Source organism: Bradyrhizobium sp. CB1717 (assembly GCF_029714325.1).
In the GTDB taxonomy this organism is placed as follows: Bacteria; Pseudomonadota; Alphaproteobacteria; order Rhizobiales; family Xanthobacteraceae; genus Bradyrhizobium.
Window position 1 is genome coordinate 3,932,983 of record NZ_CP121666.1, and the last position, 13,111, is coordinate 3,946,093.

At 65.3% G+C, this 13,111-nt stretch carries 16 protein-coding genes; 12 read left to right on the forward strand and 4 right to left on the reverse strand.

Features of this window, described 5'->3' with window-relative positions; genetic code table 11:
- Positions 1 to 78: 78 nt before the first annotated feature.
- The 4 genes from QA649_RS18525 to QA649_RS18540 are packed head-to-tail and all read left to right on the forward strand — an operon-like array spanning position 79 to position 3,920.
- Positions 79 to 1,281 (forward strand): VWA domain-containing protein, encoded by a 1,203-nt coding sequence (locus tag QA649_RS18525; protein WP_283025442.1) that lies wholly within the window; start codon positions 79 to 81, stop codon positions 1,279 to 1,281.
- A gap of 10 nt (positions 1,282 to 1,291) precedes the next feature.
- The gene (locus QA649_RS18530; RefSeq protein ID WP_008564652.1) at positions 1,292 to 1,615 is read left to right on the forward strand and encodes an XdhC family protein; all 324 of its coding nucleotides are present in this window, start codon (positions 1,292 to 1,294) and stop codon (positions 1,613 to 1,615) included.
- A 2-nt stretch (positions 1,616 to 1,617) separates the two neighbouring features.
- Complete coding sequence (locus QA649_RS18535; protein WP_283025443.1) at positions 1,618 to 2,319, forward strand: XdhC family protein; 702 nt, start codon at positions 1,618 to 1,620, stop codon at positions 2,317 to 2,319.
- Positions 2,316 to 3,920 carry a molybdopterin-binding/glycosyltransferase family 2 protein gene (locus tag QA649_RS18540; protein ID WP_283025444.1) on the forward strand — a complete coding sequence of 535 codons (1,605 nt, stop codon included), beginning with the start codon at positions 2,316 to 2,318 and terminating at the stop codon, positions 3,918 to 3,920. The genes QA649_RS18535 and QA649_RS18540 overlap by 4 nt, the downstream gene beginning before the upstream one ends.
- Before the next feature lie 147 nt (positions 3,921 to 4,067).
- Here QA649_RS18540 and QA649_RS18545 read toward each other — a convergent pair whose 3' ends face one another.
- Positions 4,068 to 4,349: a hypothetical protein gene (locus QA649_RS18545; protein WP_283025445.1), complete on the reverse strand. Its 282-nt coding sequence runs from the start codon at positions 4,347 to 4,349 to the stop codon at positions 4,068 to 4,070.
- Between the two features lie 155 nt (positions 4,350 to 4,504).
- On the opposite strand from QA649_RS18545, the gene QA649_RS18550 reads away from it, so the two are divergent.
- From QA649_RS18550 to adhP, 3 genes are all read left to right on the forward strand, one after another.
- Positions 4,505 to 4,894: a DUF4189 domain-containing protein gene (locus QA649_RS18550; protein ID WP_283025446.1), complete on the forward strand. Its 390-nt coding sequence runs from the start codon at positions 4,505 to 4,507 to the stop codon at positions 4,892 to 4,894.
- A 66-nt stretch (positions 4,895 to 4,960) separates the two neighbouring features.
- Complete coding sequence (locus tag QA649_RS18555; protein ID WP_283025447.1) at positions 4,961 to 5,371, forward strand: DUF2000 family protein; 411 nt, start codon at positions 4,961 to 4,963, stop codon at positions 5,369 to 5,371.
- A 147-nt stretch (positions 5,372 to 5,518) separates the two neighbouring features.
- Complete coding sequence (gene adhP, locus QA649_RS18560) at positions 5,519 to 6,544, forward strand: alcohol dehydrogenase AdhP (protein ID WP_283025448.1); 1,026 nt, start codon at positions 5,519 to 5,521, stop codon at positions 6,542 to 6,544.
- Between the two features lie 10 nt (positions 6,545 to 6,554).
- Here the strand turns inward: adhP and QA649_RS18565 are convergent, their stop codons facing one another.
- The 3 genes from QA649_RS18565 to QA649_RS18575 are packed head-to-tail and all read right to left on the reverse strand — an operon-like array spanning position 6,555 to position 7,774.
- Positions 6,555 to 6,968, reverse strand: a complete 414-nt coding sequence (locus tag QA649_RS18565; RefSeq protein WP_283025449.1) for a GFA family protein — start codon at positions 6,966 to 6,968, stop codon at positions 6,555 to 6,557.
- Positions 6,969 to 6,980: 12 nt separating this feature from the next.
- The gene (locus QA649_RS18570; RefSeq protein ID WP_283025450.1) at positions 6,981 to 7,442 is read right to left on the reverse strand and encodes an SRPBCC domain-containing protein; all 462 of its coding nucleotides are present in this window, start codon (positions 7,440 to 7,442) and stop codon (positions 6,981 to 6,983) included.
- Complete coding sequence (locus tag QA649_RS18575; protein WP_283025451.1) at positions 7,439 to 7,774, reverse strand: metalloregulator ArsR/SmtB family transcription factor; 336 nt, start codon at positions 7,772 to 7,774, stop codon at positions 7,439 to 7,441. Before QA649_RS18575 ends, QA649_RS18570 begins: the two co-directional genes overlap by 4 nt.
- Before the next feature lie 108 nt (positions 7,775 to 7,882).
- On the opposite strand from QA649_RS18575, the gene QA649_RS18580 reads away from it, so the two are divergent.
- From QA649_RS18580 to QA649_RS18600, 5 genes are read left to right on the forward strand one after another with little or no spacing between them, the layout of a single operon-like run.
- Positions 7,883 to 8,578 carry a TetR/AcrR family transcriptional regulator gene (locus tag QA649_RS18580; protein ID WP_283025452.1) on the forward strand — a complete coding sequence of 232 codons (696 nt, stop codon included), beginning with the start codon at positions 7,883 to 7,885 and terminating at the stop codon, positions 8,576 to 8,578.
- The gene (locus QA649_RS18585) at positions 8,575 to 9,363 is read left to right on the forward strand and encodes an efflux RND transporter periplasmic adaptor subunit (protein ID WP_283025453.1); all 789 of its coding nucleotides are present in this window, start codon (positions 8,575 to 8,577) and stop codon (positions 9,361 to 9,363) included. The genes QA649_RS18580 and QA649_RS18585 overlap by 4 nt, the downstream gene beginning before the upstream one ends.
- Positions 9,360 to 10,292: an ABC transporter ATP-binding protein gene (locus QA649_RS18590; RefSeq protein ID WP_283025454.1), complete on the forward strand. Its 933-nt coding sequence runs from the start codon at positions 9,360 to 9,362 to the stop codon at positions 10,290 to 10,292. Before QA649_RS18585 ends, QA649_RS18590 begins: the two co-directional genes overlap by 4 nt.
- Positions 10,289 to 11,452: an ABC transporter permease gene (locus QA649_RS18595; RefSeq protein ID WP_283025455.1), complete on the forward strand. Its 1,164-nt coding sequence runs from the start codon at positions 10,289 to 10,291 to the stop codon at positions 11,450 to 11,452. The genes QA649_RS18590 and QA649_RS18595 overlap by 4 nt, the downstream gene beginning before the upstream one ends.
- A 29-nt stretch (positions 11,453 to 11,481) precedes the next feature.
- The gene (locus tag QA649_RS18600; protein ID WP_283025456.1) at positions 11,482 to 12,789 is read left to right on the forward strand and encodes an adenylate/guanylate cyclase domain-containing protein; all 1,308 of its coding nucleotides are present in this window, start codon (positions 11,482 to 11,484) and stop codon (positions 12,787 to 12,789) included.
- The last annotated feature ends 322 nt before the right edge of the window (positions 12,790 to 13,111 follow it).

Consider the following 13,111-nt stretch of genomic DNA (forward strand, 5'->3'; position numbering starts at 1 on the left):
GCAGCATCGAACCCGGAACCTCGAGATTCCGGGTTCGTCGCTTCGCGACGCCCCGGAATGACAGAGCGAGGATTGACCATGGCCATCAACCACCTTGCCCCCGAGCAGACCGAGCAGTTCGCCGACAACATCGTCGGCTTTGCCCGCGCGCTGCGCTCGGCGGGCATGCCGGTGGGTCCCGGCGCGGTCATCGACGCGATGAGCGCGCTGCAGGTGATCGACATCGGCAACCGGTCCGATGTCTTCACCACGCTCGAGGCGATCTTCGTCAAGCGCCACGAGCATGCGCTGATCTTCAAGCAGGCCTTCAACCTGTTCTTCCGCGCCTCGGAAGAATGGAAGCACATGCTGGATTCGGTGCCGCTGCCGGAGCAGGCGAAGAAGAAGCCGCAGGCCGGCGCCCGCCGCGTCCAGGAGGCGATGTCGCAGCCGCGCATGACCGAGACGCCGCAGCACCAGGAGCAGGATCTGCGCCTGTCGGTATCCGACAAGGAGATTCTTCAGAAGAAGGATTTTGCGCAGATGAGCGCGGCGGAGATCACCGAGGCGCTCCGCGCCGTCGAGCGGATGCACCTGCCGCAGGCCGAGCTGCTGACGCGCCGGCATCGGCCTGATGCTCGCGGCCTGCGCCTCGACCTCCGCCGCACGCTGCGCGCCTCTTTGCGCACCGGAGGCGAAATCATCGACATCCATCGCCTCGGCCGGATCGAGAAGCCGGCGCCGATCGTCGCGCTGCTCGACATCTCGGGCTCGATGAGCGAATACACCCGCCTGTTCCTGCATTTCCTGCATGCGATCACGGATGCGCGAAAACGCGTCTCGGTGTTCCTGTTCGGCACGCGCCTCACCAACGTGACCCGTGCGCTGCGCCAGCGCGATCCGGACGAGGCGCTGGCGAGCTGCTCGGCCTCGGTCGAGGACTGGGCCGGCGGCACGCGGATCTCGGCCTCGCTGCACAACTTCAACAAATTGTGGGCGCGGCGGGTGCTGAGCCAGGGCGCCATCGTGCTCCTGATCTCCGATGGGCTGGAGCGGGAGGCCGATTCCAGGCTCGCCTTCGAGATGGATCGGCTGCACCGGTCCTGCCGGCGGCTGATCTGGCTCAACCCGCTGTTGCGGTTCGGCGGCTTCGAGGCCAAGGCTCAGGGCATCAAAATGATGCTTCCGCACGTTGACGAATTCCGCCCGGTACATAATTTGAGTTCGATCCAGGAGCTGATCACCACGCTCTCCCAGCCGCTGCCGCCGCATCACCGCAGCCTGATCCGCTCCGCAGCTTGAGAGGCCAGCCATGCTCGATCGCGACGAGGATATCCTGAAGGCGGCGGAGGACTGGCAGAAGGCCGGCCGTGGCGTCGCGCTGGCGACGGTTGTGGAGACCTGGGGCTCGGCCCCGCGCCCGGCGGGCTCGAGCCTCGTCATCAACGACGAGGGGACATTCCTGGGCTCCGTCTCCGGCGGCTGCGTCGAGGGCGCCGTGGTCACCGAGGCCATGGACGTGATCGAGAGCGGCAAGCCCAAGATGCTGGAGTTCGGCGTCGCTGACGAGACCGCCTGGAATGTCGGGCTATCCTGCGGCGGCACCATCCGCGTCTTCGTCGAGAAGGTCGGCTAGCCGTGAAGCTCGCGATTTTGCACGAACTCAATGCCGAGCGCGCCGCACGCCGGCCCGTGATCCTGGTGACCGACCCCGAGAGCGGCGAGCAGCGCCTGGTGAAGGCTGCGGACTTCGCAAAAGACCCGCTGCGGGCCGAGCTGGAGAAGCAGCTTCGCATGGGCAAGAGCGCCAATGTCGAGGCCGGCGGCAAGAAGCTTTTTCTCAACGTCTACGCGCCGACCGCAAAGCTCGTGATCATCGGCGCGGTCCATATCAGCCAGGCGCTGGCGCCGCTGGCGCGCTCGCTCGGCTATGACGTCACCGTCGTCGATCCCCGCACCGCGTTCGCAAGCCCCGAGCGCTTCCCCGACATTCCGCTTGTTGCCGAATGGCCCGACACCGCGCTGCCGCCGCTCAATGTCGATGCCTATACGGCGTTCGTCGCGGTGACGCACGATCCCAAGATCGACGATCCTGCGCTGCTGCACGCCTTCGAGCGCAACTGCTTCTATATCGGCGCGCTCGGCTCGCGGAAGACGCATGCCAAGCGCGGCGACCGGCTGCGGGCGCAGGGCGCCAAGGAAAGCGACATCGCGCGCATCCATGCGCCGATTGGGCTGGCGATCGGTGCGGTCTCGCCGTCCGAGATCGCGGTGTCGATCATGGCTGAGATCACGGCGGTGCTCCGCCTGCCTCCCAAAGAAAAAGAAGAAGCGGCATGAAGTTCGGCCCGGCGAGCCCCAGGGATGCGATCGGCGGGGTGACCGTTCACACCCTGCGCCAGGGACCGCTGGTGCTGAAGAAGGGCACGACGATCGGCCCTGCCGAGGTCGAGTCGCTCGAGCGCGCCGGCATCAAGGACATCGTCGTGGTGCGCATGGATGAGGGCGACGTCTCCGAGGACGTCGCGGCCGCCAGCATCGCGCTTGCCGTCGGCGGCGAGGGCATCCATGTCGAGCGTGCCTTCACCGGCCGCGCCAATCTGTTCGCCGCGCAGCCGGGCGTGCTGGTGATCGACCGCGCCGCAGTCGACCGCATCAACAATATCGACGAAGCCATCACCTTTGCGACGCTGACCGCCTACAAGCCGGTGGTCGAGGGCGAGATGGTCGGCACCGTCAAGATCATCCCGTTCGGTGTCGAGGGAAACTTGCGTGATGCCGCGGTGAAGGCCGCGGGCAAGGACGTCCTTAAGATCGCGCCTTACGTGATCAAGCGCGTCGGCGTGGTCTCGACGCTGCTGCCGGGGCTTTCGTCCAAGGTGATCGACAAGACGCTGCGCGTCACCGCCGAGCGCCTTGCGCCGGCCGGCGCCAGCATCATCGCCGAGCGGCGGGTCCAGCACGACGAGCGCGCTCTGTCGGGTGCGATCAAGGAATTGCTGAGTCTCGGTGCCGAGCTCGTCATCGTGTTCGGGGCGTCCGCGATCGCCGATCGTCGTGACGTGATCCCCGCGGCCGTCACCGGAATCGGCGGCGAGATCGAGCATTTCGGCATGCCGGTCGACCCCGGCAATCTCTTGCTGATCGCGCGGGCCGGCAATGTGCCGGTCTTGGGCGCGCCGGGCTGCGCGCGCTCGCCGGTCGAGAACGGATTCGACTGGGTCCTGATGCGGCTCCTCGCCGGCATCAAGGTGACGCGGTCCGAGCTGATGGGCATGGGCGTCGGCGGCCTCTTGATGGAGATCGTGACGCGGCCGCAGCCGCGTGCGCAGCCGGAGACCGAGGGCAACAGCCAGGTCGCGGCCATCGTGCTCGCGGCCGGCCGTTCCACGCGCATGGGCGGGCCGAACAAGCTGCTCGCCGAGCTCGACGGCAAGAAGCTGGTACGGATCGCAGCCGAGCAGGCGCTGGCCTCGAAGGCCTCCGAGGTGATCGTCGTCACCGGCCATCAGACCGAGCTGGTCGAGCAGGCGCTGCAGGGCCTGAAGGTGAAATTCGTCAGGAATCCGGATTTCGCCGGCGGCATCGCCAGCTCGGTCAAGGCCGGTATCGCGGCCGTGCCCGAGACCTGCGATGGCGCGCTTGTCTGCCTCGGCGACATGCCGCTGATCGACGCCGGTCTGATCGATCGCCTGATCGACAGTTTTGCGCCGGACCGCGGCAATCTCATCGTCGTCCCCGTCAGCGAAGGCCGCCGCGGCAATCCCGTGCTGTGGTCGCGCCGTTTCTTTAGGGAGTTGATGACGCTCGACGGCGACGTCGGCGCGCGGCATCTGATCGCCAAGCACACCGAGGCCGTCGCCGAAGTGCCCGTTGATGGTGAGAGCGCCTTCCTCGATATCGACACGCCGCAGGCATTGGAAGCGGCGAGACGGGGATAGTCTGCGCCGTGATGCCGTAGGGTGGGCAAAGGCGCATAGCGCCGTGCCCACCATCTCTTCGTTGCCATCTGCAATTCGTGGGCACGCTTCCGCCTTCGCTCTCCGAGCTACGGCGGACAAGTCGCTTTGCCCACCCTACGGCACCTCCTATTGCAGAGAACTGCGAGCGTCCCAAGCTTGCTCGAATTCTTCCTTCGTGATTTCGCGAGCAATGAACTGCGGGTCCGTCGCGATCTCGTCGAGCGACGGCACGGGGCGTTCGCCGGGACGGGTACCTCCGGCCTCTTCGTCTTGCGTGGCATATCCCTTGGTGCCGTCCCGGAAGATCTCGATCTTGCGAATTTCCCACCTCTGCTCGTCGAGCTCGCTGAGCAGCCAGACCGGTTCATCTGGTAACTCGTGAAGCCATTGGACGCTGATGTAGCTCAAGGGAGCCTCTCGAACCCTGCAGTGACGGCCGGCGGTGCCGCGACTTGAGACAAGTTATCCCGCGACGCGTCCCGATTTCAACCACCCGTTCACCATCTGGAAACGACCGCCGCTTAGAGTTGCCGTCACTTGCCTTGGGGGTGAGGGTTTTTTCCATGGCTTCGAACGTCGTCGCGCGCCGTTGCGCGATGTTTTTCTTTGCGCTGTCGGTCTGCGTCGCGGGCGCTCGCCACATCACGCATGCGCATGCCGCCGGCGCCATCGCAGTCGGCAAGTGTGGGGCTTATGGCCAGGCCTATGACTACAGCGCCGAGCACGAAGCCCGCGCCGCGGCGCAGAAGCAGTGCAGGGGCGATTGCACCACCGTGACGATGAAGCGCGCCTGCGCAGCGATGTCGGTCGATATGACCAACCCCTGCGGCGCTTACGGCTATGCCGTCAAGCCGAAGATCTCGGCCTCGCTCAACGCCGCTACGCGCGAATGCTACAAATACGGCGGCAAGGAATGCGTGATCCGCGCCTGGGCTTGCGACGCCAAGGGGTGATTCCTCTTGCTGTCATTCCGAGGCGATGCGTAGCATCGAGCTTGCGAATGACAGTTGAGGAAACACATGCAGTTCGAGACCAAGATCGCCGTCGTGATCCGCACCGATCTTCAGGCCTGGCAGAAGCTCAACGTTGCGGCCTTTCTCACCAGCGGCATCGCGGCTGCGTTTCCCGAATGCATCGGCGAGCCCTATGAGGACGCCTCGGGCACGAAATATCTTTCACTGATCGGCCAGCCGATCCTGATCTACGGCGCCGATGGCCCGGCCTTGTCGCGCGCACTCGATCGTGCACTGACGCGCAACGTCAAGCCCGCCGTCTACACCGAGGACATGTTCAAGACCACGCACGATGCCGCCAATCGCGAGGCGGTGAGGGCGGTGGCGCGCACCGATCTCAATCTCGTCGGCATGGCGATGCGCGCCGAGCGCAAGGTGATCGACAAGATCGTCGACGGTCTGAAGTTCCACAGCTGACACGCCTGTCACGCTTTGCGCCGCGTTGTCATCGCGATGTCACGATCGCGCGAGCGCTTTGCGTAATCTTTGTGCGGTTTGACTCCAATCAAAGGCGCATCGCCCGTCGTCGCTAGTCTGTTTCCGCAATTCAAACGGAGCAGACCCATGCCCACCATGAAAGCCGCAGTCGTCAAACAATTCGGCAAGCCGCTGGTGATCGAGGAGGTGCCGGTGCCGCAGCCCGGTCCCGGCGAGGTCCTGGTCAAGGTCAAGGCCTGCGGCGTCTGCCACACCGATCTGCACGCGGCGTCCGGCGACTGGCCGGTGAAGCCGGTACCGCCCTTCATCCCCGGCCATGAAGCCGCCGGCATCGTCGCAGCGCTCGGGCCCGGCGTGAAGAACCTGAAGGTCGGCGATGCCGTCGGCGTCGCCTGGCTGCACGACGCCTGCATGGCTTGCGAATATTGCGAGACCGGCTGGGAGACACTGTGCGAGCACCAGCACAACACCGGCTACAGCGTGAACGGCGGCTTCGCCGAATATGTCATCGCCTCGGCCGCCTTCGCCGCCAAGCTGCCGGCGACGATCGATTTCGCTGGCGTCGCGCCGATCCTGTGCGCCGGCGTCACCACTTACAAGGGCTTGAAGGAGACCGAGGCAAAGCCCGGCGAGTGGGTCGTGATCTCGGGCGTCGGCGGGCTCGGCCATGTCGCGGTCCAGTACGCCAAGGCGATGGGACTCAAGGTTGCGGCCGTCGACATCGCCGAAGACAAGCTCAAGCTCGCGCGCGAGACTGGCGCCGAGCTCGCTGTGAACGCGCTTGCAGCCGATGCGGTGGACAAGGTCCTGGCGGCAACAGGAGGCGGAGCCCACGGCGTGCTGGTGACAGCGGTCTCGACCCCGGCATTCGCCCAGGCGCTGAAGATGGTCCGGCGGAAGGGCACCGTCAGCCTCGTCGGCCTGCCGCCGGGCGAATTTCCGACGCCGATCTTCGACGTCGTGCTCAAGCGCATCACCGTGCGCGGCTCCATCGTGGGCACCCGCCGCGACCTGGATGAGGCCATCGCATTCGCCGCCGATGGCAAGGTCAAGGCCGAAGTGACCAAGGTGCCGCTCGCCGAGATCAACAACGTCTTCGATCGTATGAAGGCCGGCAAGATCGACGGCCGCATGGTGCTGGACTTTGGCTAGCGCCGGTACCTTATGCCGGCGGCATGCCTTCGAATTTCGGCAAGTCCGGGTGGAGCTGATCCCAGCCGTGCCCGCGCGCAGCGTAGGTCACCGCCTGCGGCTTGTAGCGGGCGGGCTCGTCGAGGCTCGCGGCGCGGATCGTGAAGATGTCGGGCATGGCAGCGAAGGTCAGATAGACGGGCAGGCCGCACTGCGGGCAGAAGCCGCGCGTCTTCACATTGCCGCTGTCGCCGACCATGTCCCAGTGCTTTGCCTCGCCGGTCAGCGTGACGCCGGCGCGCGCGAAGGTCGCGTAGGAGCCGTGGCCGCTGCCGCTTTCCCGCTGGCAGTCCCGGCACTGGCAGTGATTGCTGAACAGCGGCTCACCGAGAATCGAATAGCGGATCGCGCCGCAGGCGCAGCCGCCGGTATAGGGCTTTGTCATCGCGATAACTCCTCACTTCTCGCCACTGATTTCGTCGAGCTGGCGGACGACCTTCTTCCAGCCGCCGCTCATCACCGTGTAGGCCGACTCGTTTCTGGGCAGAACGAAGCCCGCATGGACCAGGCGGATCCGCGTGCCGGCTTCGACCGGGGTGAGGGACCAGGTCACGACAGTGTCGAGCGGCGCGCCGTAGCCGCTGTTGCGCTCATCGCCGCCTTTCCAGGCGTAGACGAGGCGCCTGAAAGCCACGACCTCGAGAACCCGGCAATGGATCACGCCGTCCCAGTTGCCGCCCGGTTTGGTCTGGAACGTGAAGGCGTTGCCTTCGACGGCCTCGAAGCCGGTCGGCTGCATCAGCCAGCGCGCGATCAGCTGCGCGCTGGTCAGCGCCTTCCAGATCGTTTCGGCCGTGTGAGGGAAGACCTCGTCGATGACGATGTCTCTTGTTTCGGCTTTCAACGCGGCTGCACTCACGGTTCGATCTCCTTCAAGAGGTCACGCAGGTTCTGGAAGCGCTCGCGCCAGAAGACGCCGTAATGATCCATCCAGGTCACCAGCGGTTCGAGTCCTTGCGGCGCGGCGCGGTAGTAGACGTTGCGGCCCTCGGCGCGCTCGGCGACGAGGCCGGCCTGCTTCAGCGACTTCAGGTGCTGCGAGATCGCGCCTTGCGTGACGCCGCTGCCGCGCGTCAGCTCGGCGACGCTGATCTCCTTGCTCTCGAACACACGCTCGAACACGGCGCGCCGCGTCGGATCGGCGAGGGCGCGCATGACGGTGGTGACGGGGTTTGGCGTGGCTTCGATCATGCAGTTAAATTAGCGTTGGCTAATGCATTAGTCAAGGCTAATTCATTGGTTGGAATAGGACTGCTTCACTGTCTTGACTATGACTGACCAGTCAGTCATATATTGCAAATGACCAAGAAGCCGACCCAAGCCGCTTTGCCGTCCGCAACTCGCGCCAGCGCGAAGGGCTCTGCGCCTGCTGGCAGCGTGGAAACACCCGCCTCGAACCGCGCTACGCGCGCGGCGGAGCGGCGTGCGGCGATCGTGGAGGCGGCGATGGAGGAATTCATCGCGCGCGGCTTCGCCGCGACCAGGCTCGACGACATCGCCAAGCGCGCCGGCGTCGCCAAGGGCACGATCTACCTGCACTTCAAGGACAAGGAATCGATGTTCGAGGAGTTGGTGCGCATCGTCATCGTGCCTGTGGTGGCGCGCCTGACGGCGCTGCCGCCTCCGGCCGGTTCGGTACGCGACCTCATCGAAGCCTTCGCCGGCAACTTCCTGAAGGAGGTGATCGGCACCCGGCGCGGCGATCTCGTGCGCCTGATCGTGGCGGAGGGGCCGCGTTTCCCAGCGGTCGCCGACTTCTACTACCGCGAGGTCGTCTCGCGCGGGATCGCCGCCATGCGTGCGCTGATCGAGCTCGGGATTGCCCGCGGCGAGATCCGCGAGAAGGATCTCGCACGCTATCCGCAGATCCTGGTCGCGCCCGCGATGATTGCGGTGATCTGGCAGAGTCTCTTTGCGCGGCATGCGCCGCTCGACGCGCAGGACATGCTGCGCGTCCATCTTGATTTGATTTTTGGCGAACGGAGGACGACATGAGGTCGTCGCGGGTATTTCCTGCATTTGCATTGGCGCTCGTGCTCGCAACCGGCCTTGCCGGATGCCAGGAGAAGCGCGATCCCGGCTTCCAGGGCTGGGTCGAGGCCGACATGATCTTTGTCAGCCCCGATGAAGCGGGCCGGGTGACGAAGCTTGGCGTGCGCGAGGGCGACGAGGTCAAGGTCGGCGATCAGCTCTATTCGGTCGACGACGACCTCCAGCTTGCCGATCTCAACCAGAACAAGGCGACGCTGGCGAATGCGCAGCAGACTTATGACCGTGCAGCCTCGTTGAACAAGACCGGCTCCGGCACGCAGGCCAATCTGGACTCGGCCGTCTCCGCCCTGCGTGTCGCAGAAGCGCGGGTGGCGACGTCGGAGACGCGGATGGCGCGGCGCAAGGGCTTTGCTCCCGTCGCCGGCACCATCCAGCAGATCTATTTCCGTGAAGGCGAGATGGTGGCGGCGCAGCGGCCGGTGCTCTCGATCATGCCGCCCGGCAACATGAAGCTGCGCTTCTTCGTGCCGGAGACCGAGCTGCCGAAGCTTACGATCGGCGATACCGTGCGGATCGCCTGCGACAATTGCGCCGCCGATCTCACCGCGAAGATCTACTTCATCGCGACCTCGGCGGAATACACCCCGCCCGTCATCTACAGCCTCGAGGAGCGCAGCAAGCTCGTCTATCTGATCCAGGCGCGGCCCTCGCGTCCCGACGCCCTTCGCGTGGGGCAGCCGATCGACGTCTATCTCAATCCGAAGACTCCCGTGGCGGACAAGCGATGAACGGCGGCAACGGCATCGCGATCGACGTCAAGGGGCTGACGAAATCGTTCGGCGGCCGCGAGGTCGTGCATGATCTGTCGATGCAGGTGAAGCGCGGCTCGATCTACGGCTTCCTCGGGCCGAACGGTTCTGGCAAGACCACCACCATCCGCATCCTCTGCGGCCTGCTGACGCCCGACAGCGGCGAGGGCACCTGTCTCGGCTACGACATCCGGCGCGACGCCGAAAAGATCAAGCGCCAGGTCGGCTACATGACGCAGCGCTTCAGCCTGTACCAGGACCTGTCGGTGCGGGAGAATCTCGAATTCGTCGCGCGGCTCTATGGCCTCACTGACGCGCGTGGTGCGGCACGCGACATGATCAAGCGGCTCGGGCTCTCGGGGCGCGAGGAGCAGCTTGCCGGCGAGCTCTCCGGCGGCTGGAAGCAGCGGCTGGCACTCGGGGCCTGCACGCTGCCGAGCCCAAAACTGCTGCTGCTGGACGAGCCGACGGCGGGCGTCGATCCCAAGGCGCGGCGCGATTTCTGGAACGAGATCCATGCGCTCGCGGCCGACGGTCTCACCGTGCTGGTCTCGACCCATTACATGGACGAAGCCGAGCGCTGTCACGAGATCGCCTACATTGCCTACGGCCATCTGCTCGCACACGGCACGGTGGACGAGGTGATCGCGAAGTCGGCGCTCACGACCTTCACCGTCACCGGCGAGGATCTGAACGGACTCACGGCCGCGCTCACCGGCAAGCCGGGCGTGGACATGGTGGCGCCGTTCGGCACCTCGCTGCACGTCTCCGGGCGCGACGTCGCCGCGCTCGAAGCCAGCATCGCGCCGTGGCGCGACAAGAGCGATCTGCACTGGCATAAATCGTCGCCATCGCTCGAAGACGTCTTCATCGAGCTGATGAGCCGCTCCAAGGACAATTTCCAATGAGCGCAGCCGATCAACCCGCCCCAACGCACGAAATCCGCGAACGCTTCGGCTTCTGGAAGCGCTCCTACGCGATGCTGATCAAGGAGTTCATCCAGCTGAGGCGCGACCGCGTCTCGTTCGCGATGATCGTGATGCTGCCGGTGATGCAGCTCCTGTTGTTCGGCTATGCCATCAACACCACGCCGCACCGTCTTCCGAGCGCGGTGCTGCTGCAGGAGGACAGCGATCTCGCCCGCTCGATCCTGAAGGCGCTGGAGAACACCGCCTATTTCCGTTTCCTCTACGAGGTGCACGACGTCGACGATTTCGACAATCTCTTGAAATCCGGCAAGGTGCTGTTCGGCGTCGAGATCCCGCGCGGCTTCGAACGGGCGGTGCGGCGCGGCGACAAGCCTGCGCTGCTGGTCGCGGCCGACGCCACCGATCCGGTTGCGGCGAGCGCGGCGATCGGCTCGCTCGGCATGGTCGTGCAGACCGCGCTCAAGCACGATCTCTACATCGGCGATCCCCCGGAGATGCCGTTCGAGATCCGAGCACATGCCCGCTACAATCCCGCCGCAGCTTCGAGCCTCAACATCGTGCCGGGCCTCGTCGGCACCATCCTCACCATGACCATGCTGATCTTCACCGCCCTCTCGGTCACGCGCGAGGTCGAGCGCGGCACCATGGAGAGCCTGTTGTCGATGCCGATCAAGCCGGTCGAGGTGATGTTCGGCAAGATCATCCCCTACGTGCTGGTCGGCTTCGTCCAGGCCTTCCTGATCATTGGCATCGGCGTCGGCCTGTTCGGCGTGCCCGTGCTCGGCAATTTGTTTCTGCTGGCGCTGCTCTCGACGCTGTTCATCACCACCAATCTGTCGATCGGCTACACCATCTCGACATTGGTGCAGAACCAGCTCCAGGCGATGCAGATGTCGATGATGTTCTTCCTGCCGAGCATTCTGCTCTCCGGCTTCATGTTCCCGTTCGCAGGGATGCCGGCCTGGGCGCAATATGTCGGCGAGGCCTTGCCGCTGACGCATTACCTGCGCATCGTCCGCGCCATCATGCTGAAGGGCGCGACCATGGAGAACCTGCGCTTCGACGCGCTGGCGCTGGCGGCCCTGATGCTGATCGCCATGACCATCGCCGTGACGCGCTTCCGCCGCACGCTGGATTGAGGCACAATGCCCCGGAATCGAGGGGTGGAATGGTCAGCTTTGCGAGCAGGAAGGCCCGGCAGCATGCCGTGATGTCGGAGGAGTTCGAGCGCGAGCTGATGAGGGAAGTGCTGCGTACCGAGCTGTTGCGGGTGCGGACACTGATCATCACCGGCTGTGTCATGATCCTGTTCCTCACCTCGACCTTCCTGATCGACCCTGCTCTCGTGAACCGGGTCTGGCGCGGCACGGAGGGCCTCGTCCGCGAATACATCCTTTTAGGAAGCTTCATCCTCTTCGAAGCCTGGGTTCACGGCCAGATCAGGCGAAACCTGAAGCTCGATCGCGACCTCCCGGTGATCAGGCGCTATGTCGGCGCCTTCATCGAAACGTCGCTGCCGACGATCATCCTGATCCTGCAGATCCGCAGCATGGGCGCTGGGCCCGCGCTCGGTTTCGTGCTGCCGCTGGTCTATTTCATCTTCGTCATTCTTTCGACGCTGCGGCTCGATTTCTGGCTGTCGACCTTTACGGGATTTGTGGCTGGGGCCCAGCTCCTGGCTGTCGCGCTGTATTATAATTCGGTGAACGACGCCGGCGAGCCGCTGATCTACTTCCACGTTGTGCGCAGCACCGTCATCCTGGTCTGCGGCGTGCTCGCAGGATCCGTCGGCGCGCAGCTCCGCCGCCAGTTTGCCGCGAGCATCGCTGCCGCGACCGCGCGCGACCGCGTGACCAACCTGTTCGGCCAGCACGTTTCCCCGCAGGTGGTGGAGCGGCTGATGACGGCGGGAACCAGCGCAGGCGGCGACGTCCGCCGCGTCGCGGTGATGTTCGTCGATTTCCGGGGCTTCACCGCCGGTGCGCAGACGCGCACCCCGCAGGAGGTGGTCGACCGGCTCGACGGCGCCTTCGCGGTGCTGGTCGACATCCTCGACCGCGAGGGCGGCATCGTGAACAAGTTTTTGGGCGACGGCTTCCTCGCGCTGTTCGGCGCGCCGCTGGAGGCCTCCGACGCCGCACACCGCGCGGTTGCCGCAGGCCGCGAGATGCTGACCGCCATGGACCACATCAACGCGGAGACGAGCTGGCCGCTTCGGATCGGCATCGGCATCCATTTCGGCGAGGTCGTCGCCGGCAATATCGGTTCGCCCCGGCGCAAGGAATACACTGTCATCGGCGACACCGTGAATTTTGCGTCGCGCCTGGAGGCGCTGAACAAGGAGTTCGGCTCGCAGCTCCTGATCTCCGCATCCGTGCGCGACGCGCTGGGCGCGGACGGCGACGATGCCGTCCCGCTCGGCGAGGTCGAGGTGCGCGGCTACGAGCAGAAGGTGGCGGTGTTCCAGCTCGGGTAGGGCACCTTCCGCCGAAGCTCGCGTGTCGTTGAACGGGCGTGATGAAATATCGTGCGGCCTTCTCCGCTCCTGCACTCAGGAAGCCGAACCATCGGCCTTCCGTTTGTTCTGGAGAAAACCAATGACCCGATTGAGCTTTGTCTCGGCCGCCCTGATTGCTGCCGCCCTCTACCAAACCGAGGCGGCAGCCGCACGCGACGTCGCCCCGCGGCGCGCGCCGCCTCAGACATCTGCTGCGGACTGCGTGCGGGCTCCAGCAGTAGGGGCATTCACCTCTGCGCCGTACAAGCAGCCACCCTGCATGCCCAAGACGAACTGAGGC

Coding starts and splice junctions, on each gene's coding strand:
- QA649_RS18525 (WP_283025442.1), top strand. CDS start 79: ATGGCCATCAACCACCTTGCCCCCGAGCAGACCGAGCAGTTCGCCGAC.
- QA649_RS18530 (WP_008564652.1), top strand. CDS start 1,292: ATGCTCGATCGCGACGAGGATATCCTGAAGGCGGCGGAGGACTGGCAG.
- QA649_RS18540 (WP_283025444.1), top strand. CDS start 2,316: ATGAAGTTCGGCCCGGCGAGCCCCAGGGATGCGATCGGCGGGGTGACC.
- QA649_RS18550 (WP_283025446.1), top strand. CDS start 4,505: ATGGCTTCGAACGTCGTCGCGCGCCGTTGCGCGATGTTTTTCTTTGCG.
- QA649_RS18555 (WP_283025447.1), top strand. CDS start 4,961: ATGCAGTTCGAGACCAAGATCGCCGTCGTGATCCGCACCGATCTTCAG.
- adhP (WP_283025448.1), top strand. CDS start 5,519: ATGCCCACCATGAAAGCCGCAGTCGTCAAACAATTCGGCAAGCCGCTG.
- QA649_RS18565 (WP_283025449.1), bottom strand. CDS start 6,968: ATGACAAAGCCCTATACCGGCGGCTGCGCCTGCGGCGCGATCCGCTAT.
- QA649_RS18575 (WP_283025451.1), bottom strand. CDS start 7,774: ATGATCGAAGCCACGCCAAACCCCGTCACCACCGTCATGCGCGCCCTC.
- QA649_RS18580 (WP_283025452.1), top strand. CDS start 7,883: ATGACCAAGAAGCCGACCCAAGCCGCTTTGCCGTCCGCAACTCGCGCC.
- QA649_RS18585 (WP_283025453.1), top strand. CDS start 8,575: ATGAGGTCGTCGCGGGTATTTCCTGCATTTGCATTGGCGCTCGTGCTC.
- QA649_RS18590 (WP_283025454.1), top strand. CDS start 9,360: ATGAACGGCGGCAACGGCATCGCGATCGACGTCAAGGGGCTGACGAAA.
- QA649_RS18595 (WP_283025455.1), top strand. CDS start 10,289: ATGAGCGCAGCCGATCAACCCGCCCCAACGCACGAAATCCGCGAACGC.
- QA649_RS18600 (WP_283025456.1), top strand. CDS start 11,482: ATGGTCAGCTTTGCGAGCAGGAAGGCCCGGCAGCATGCCGTGATGTCG.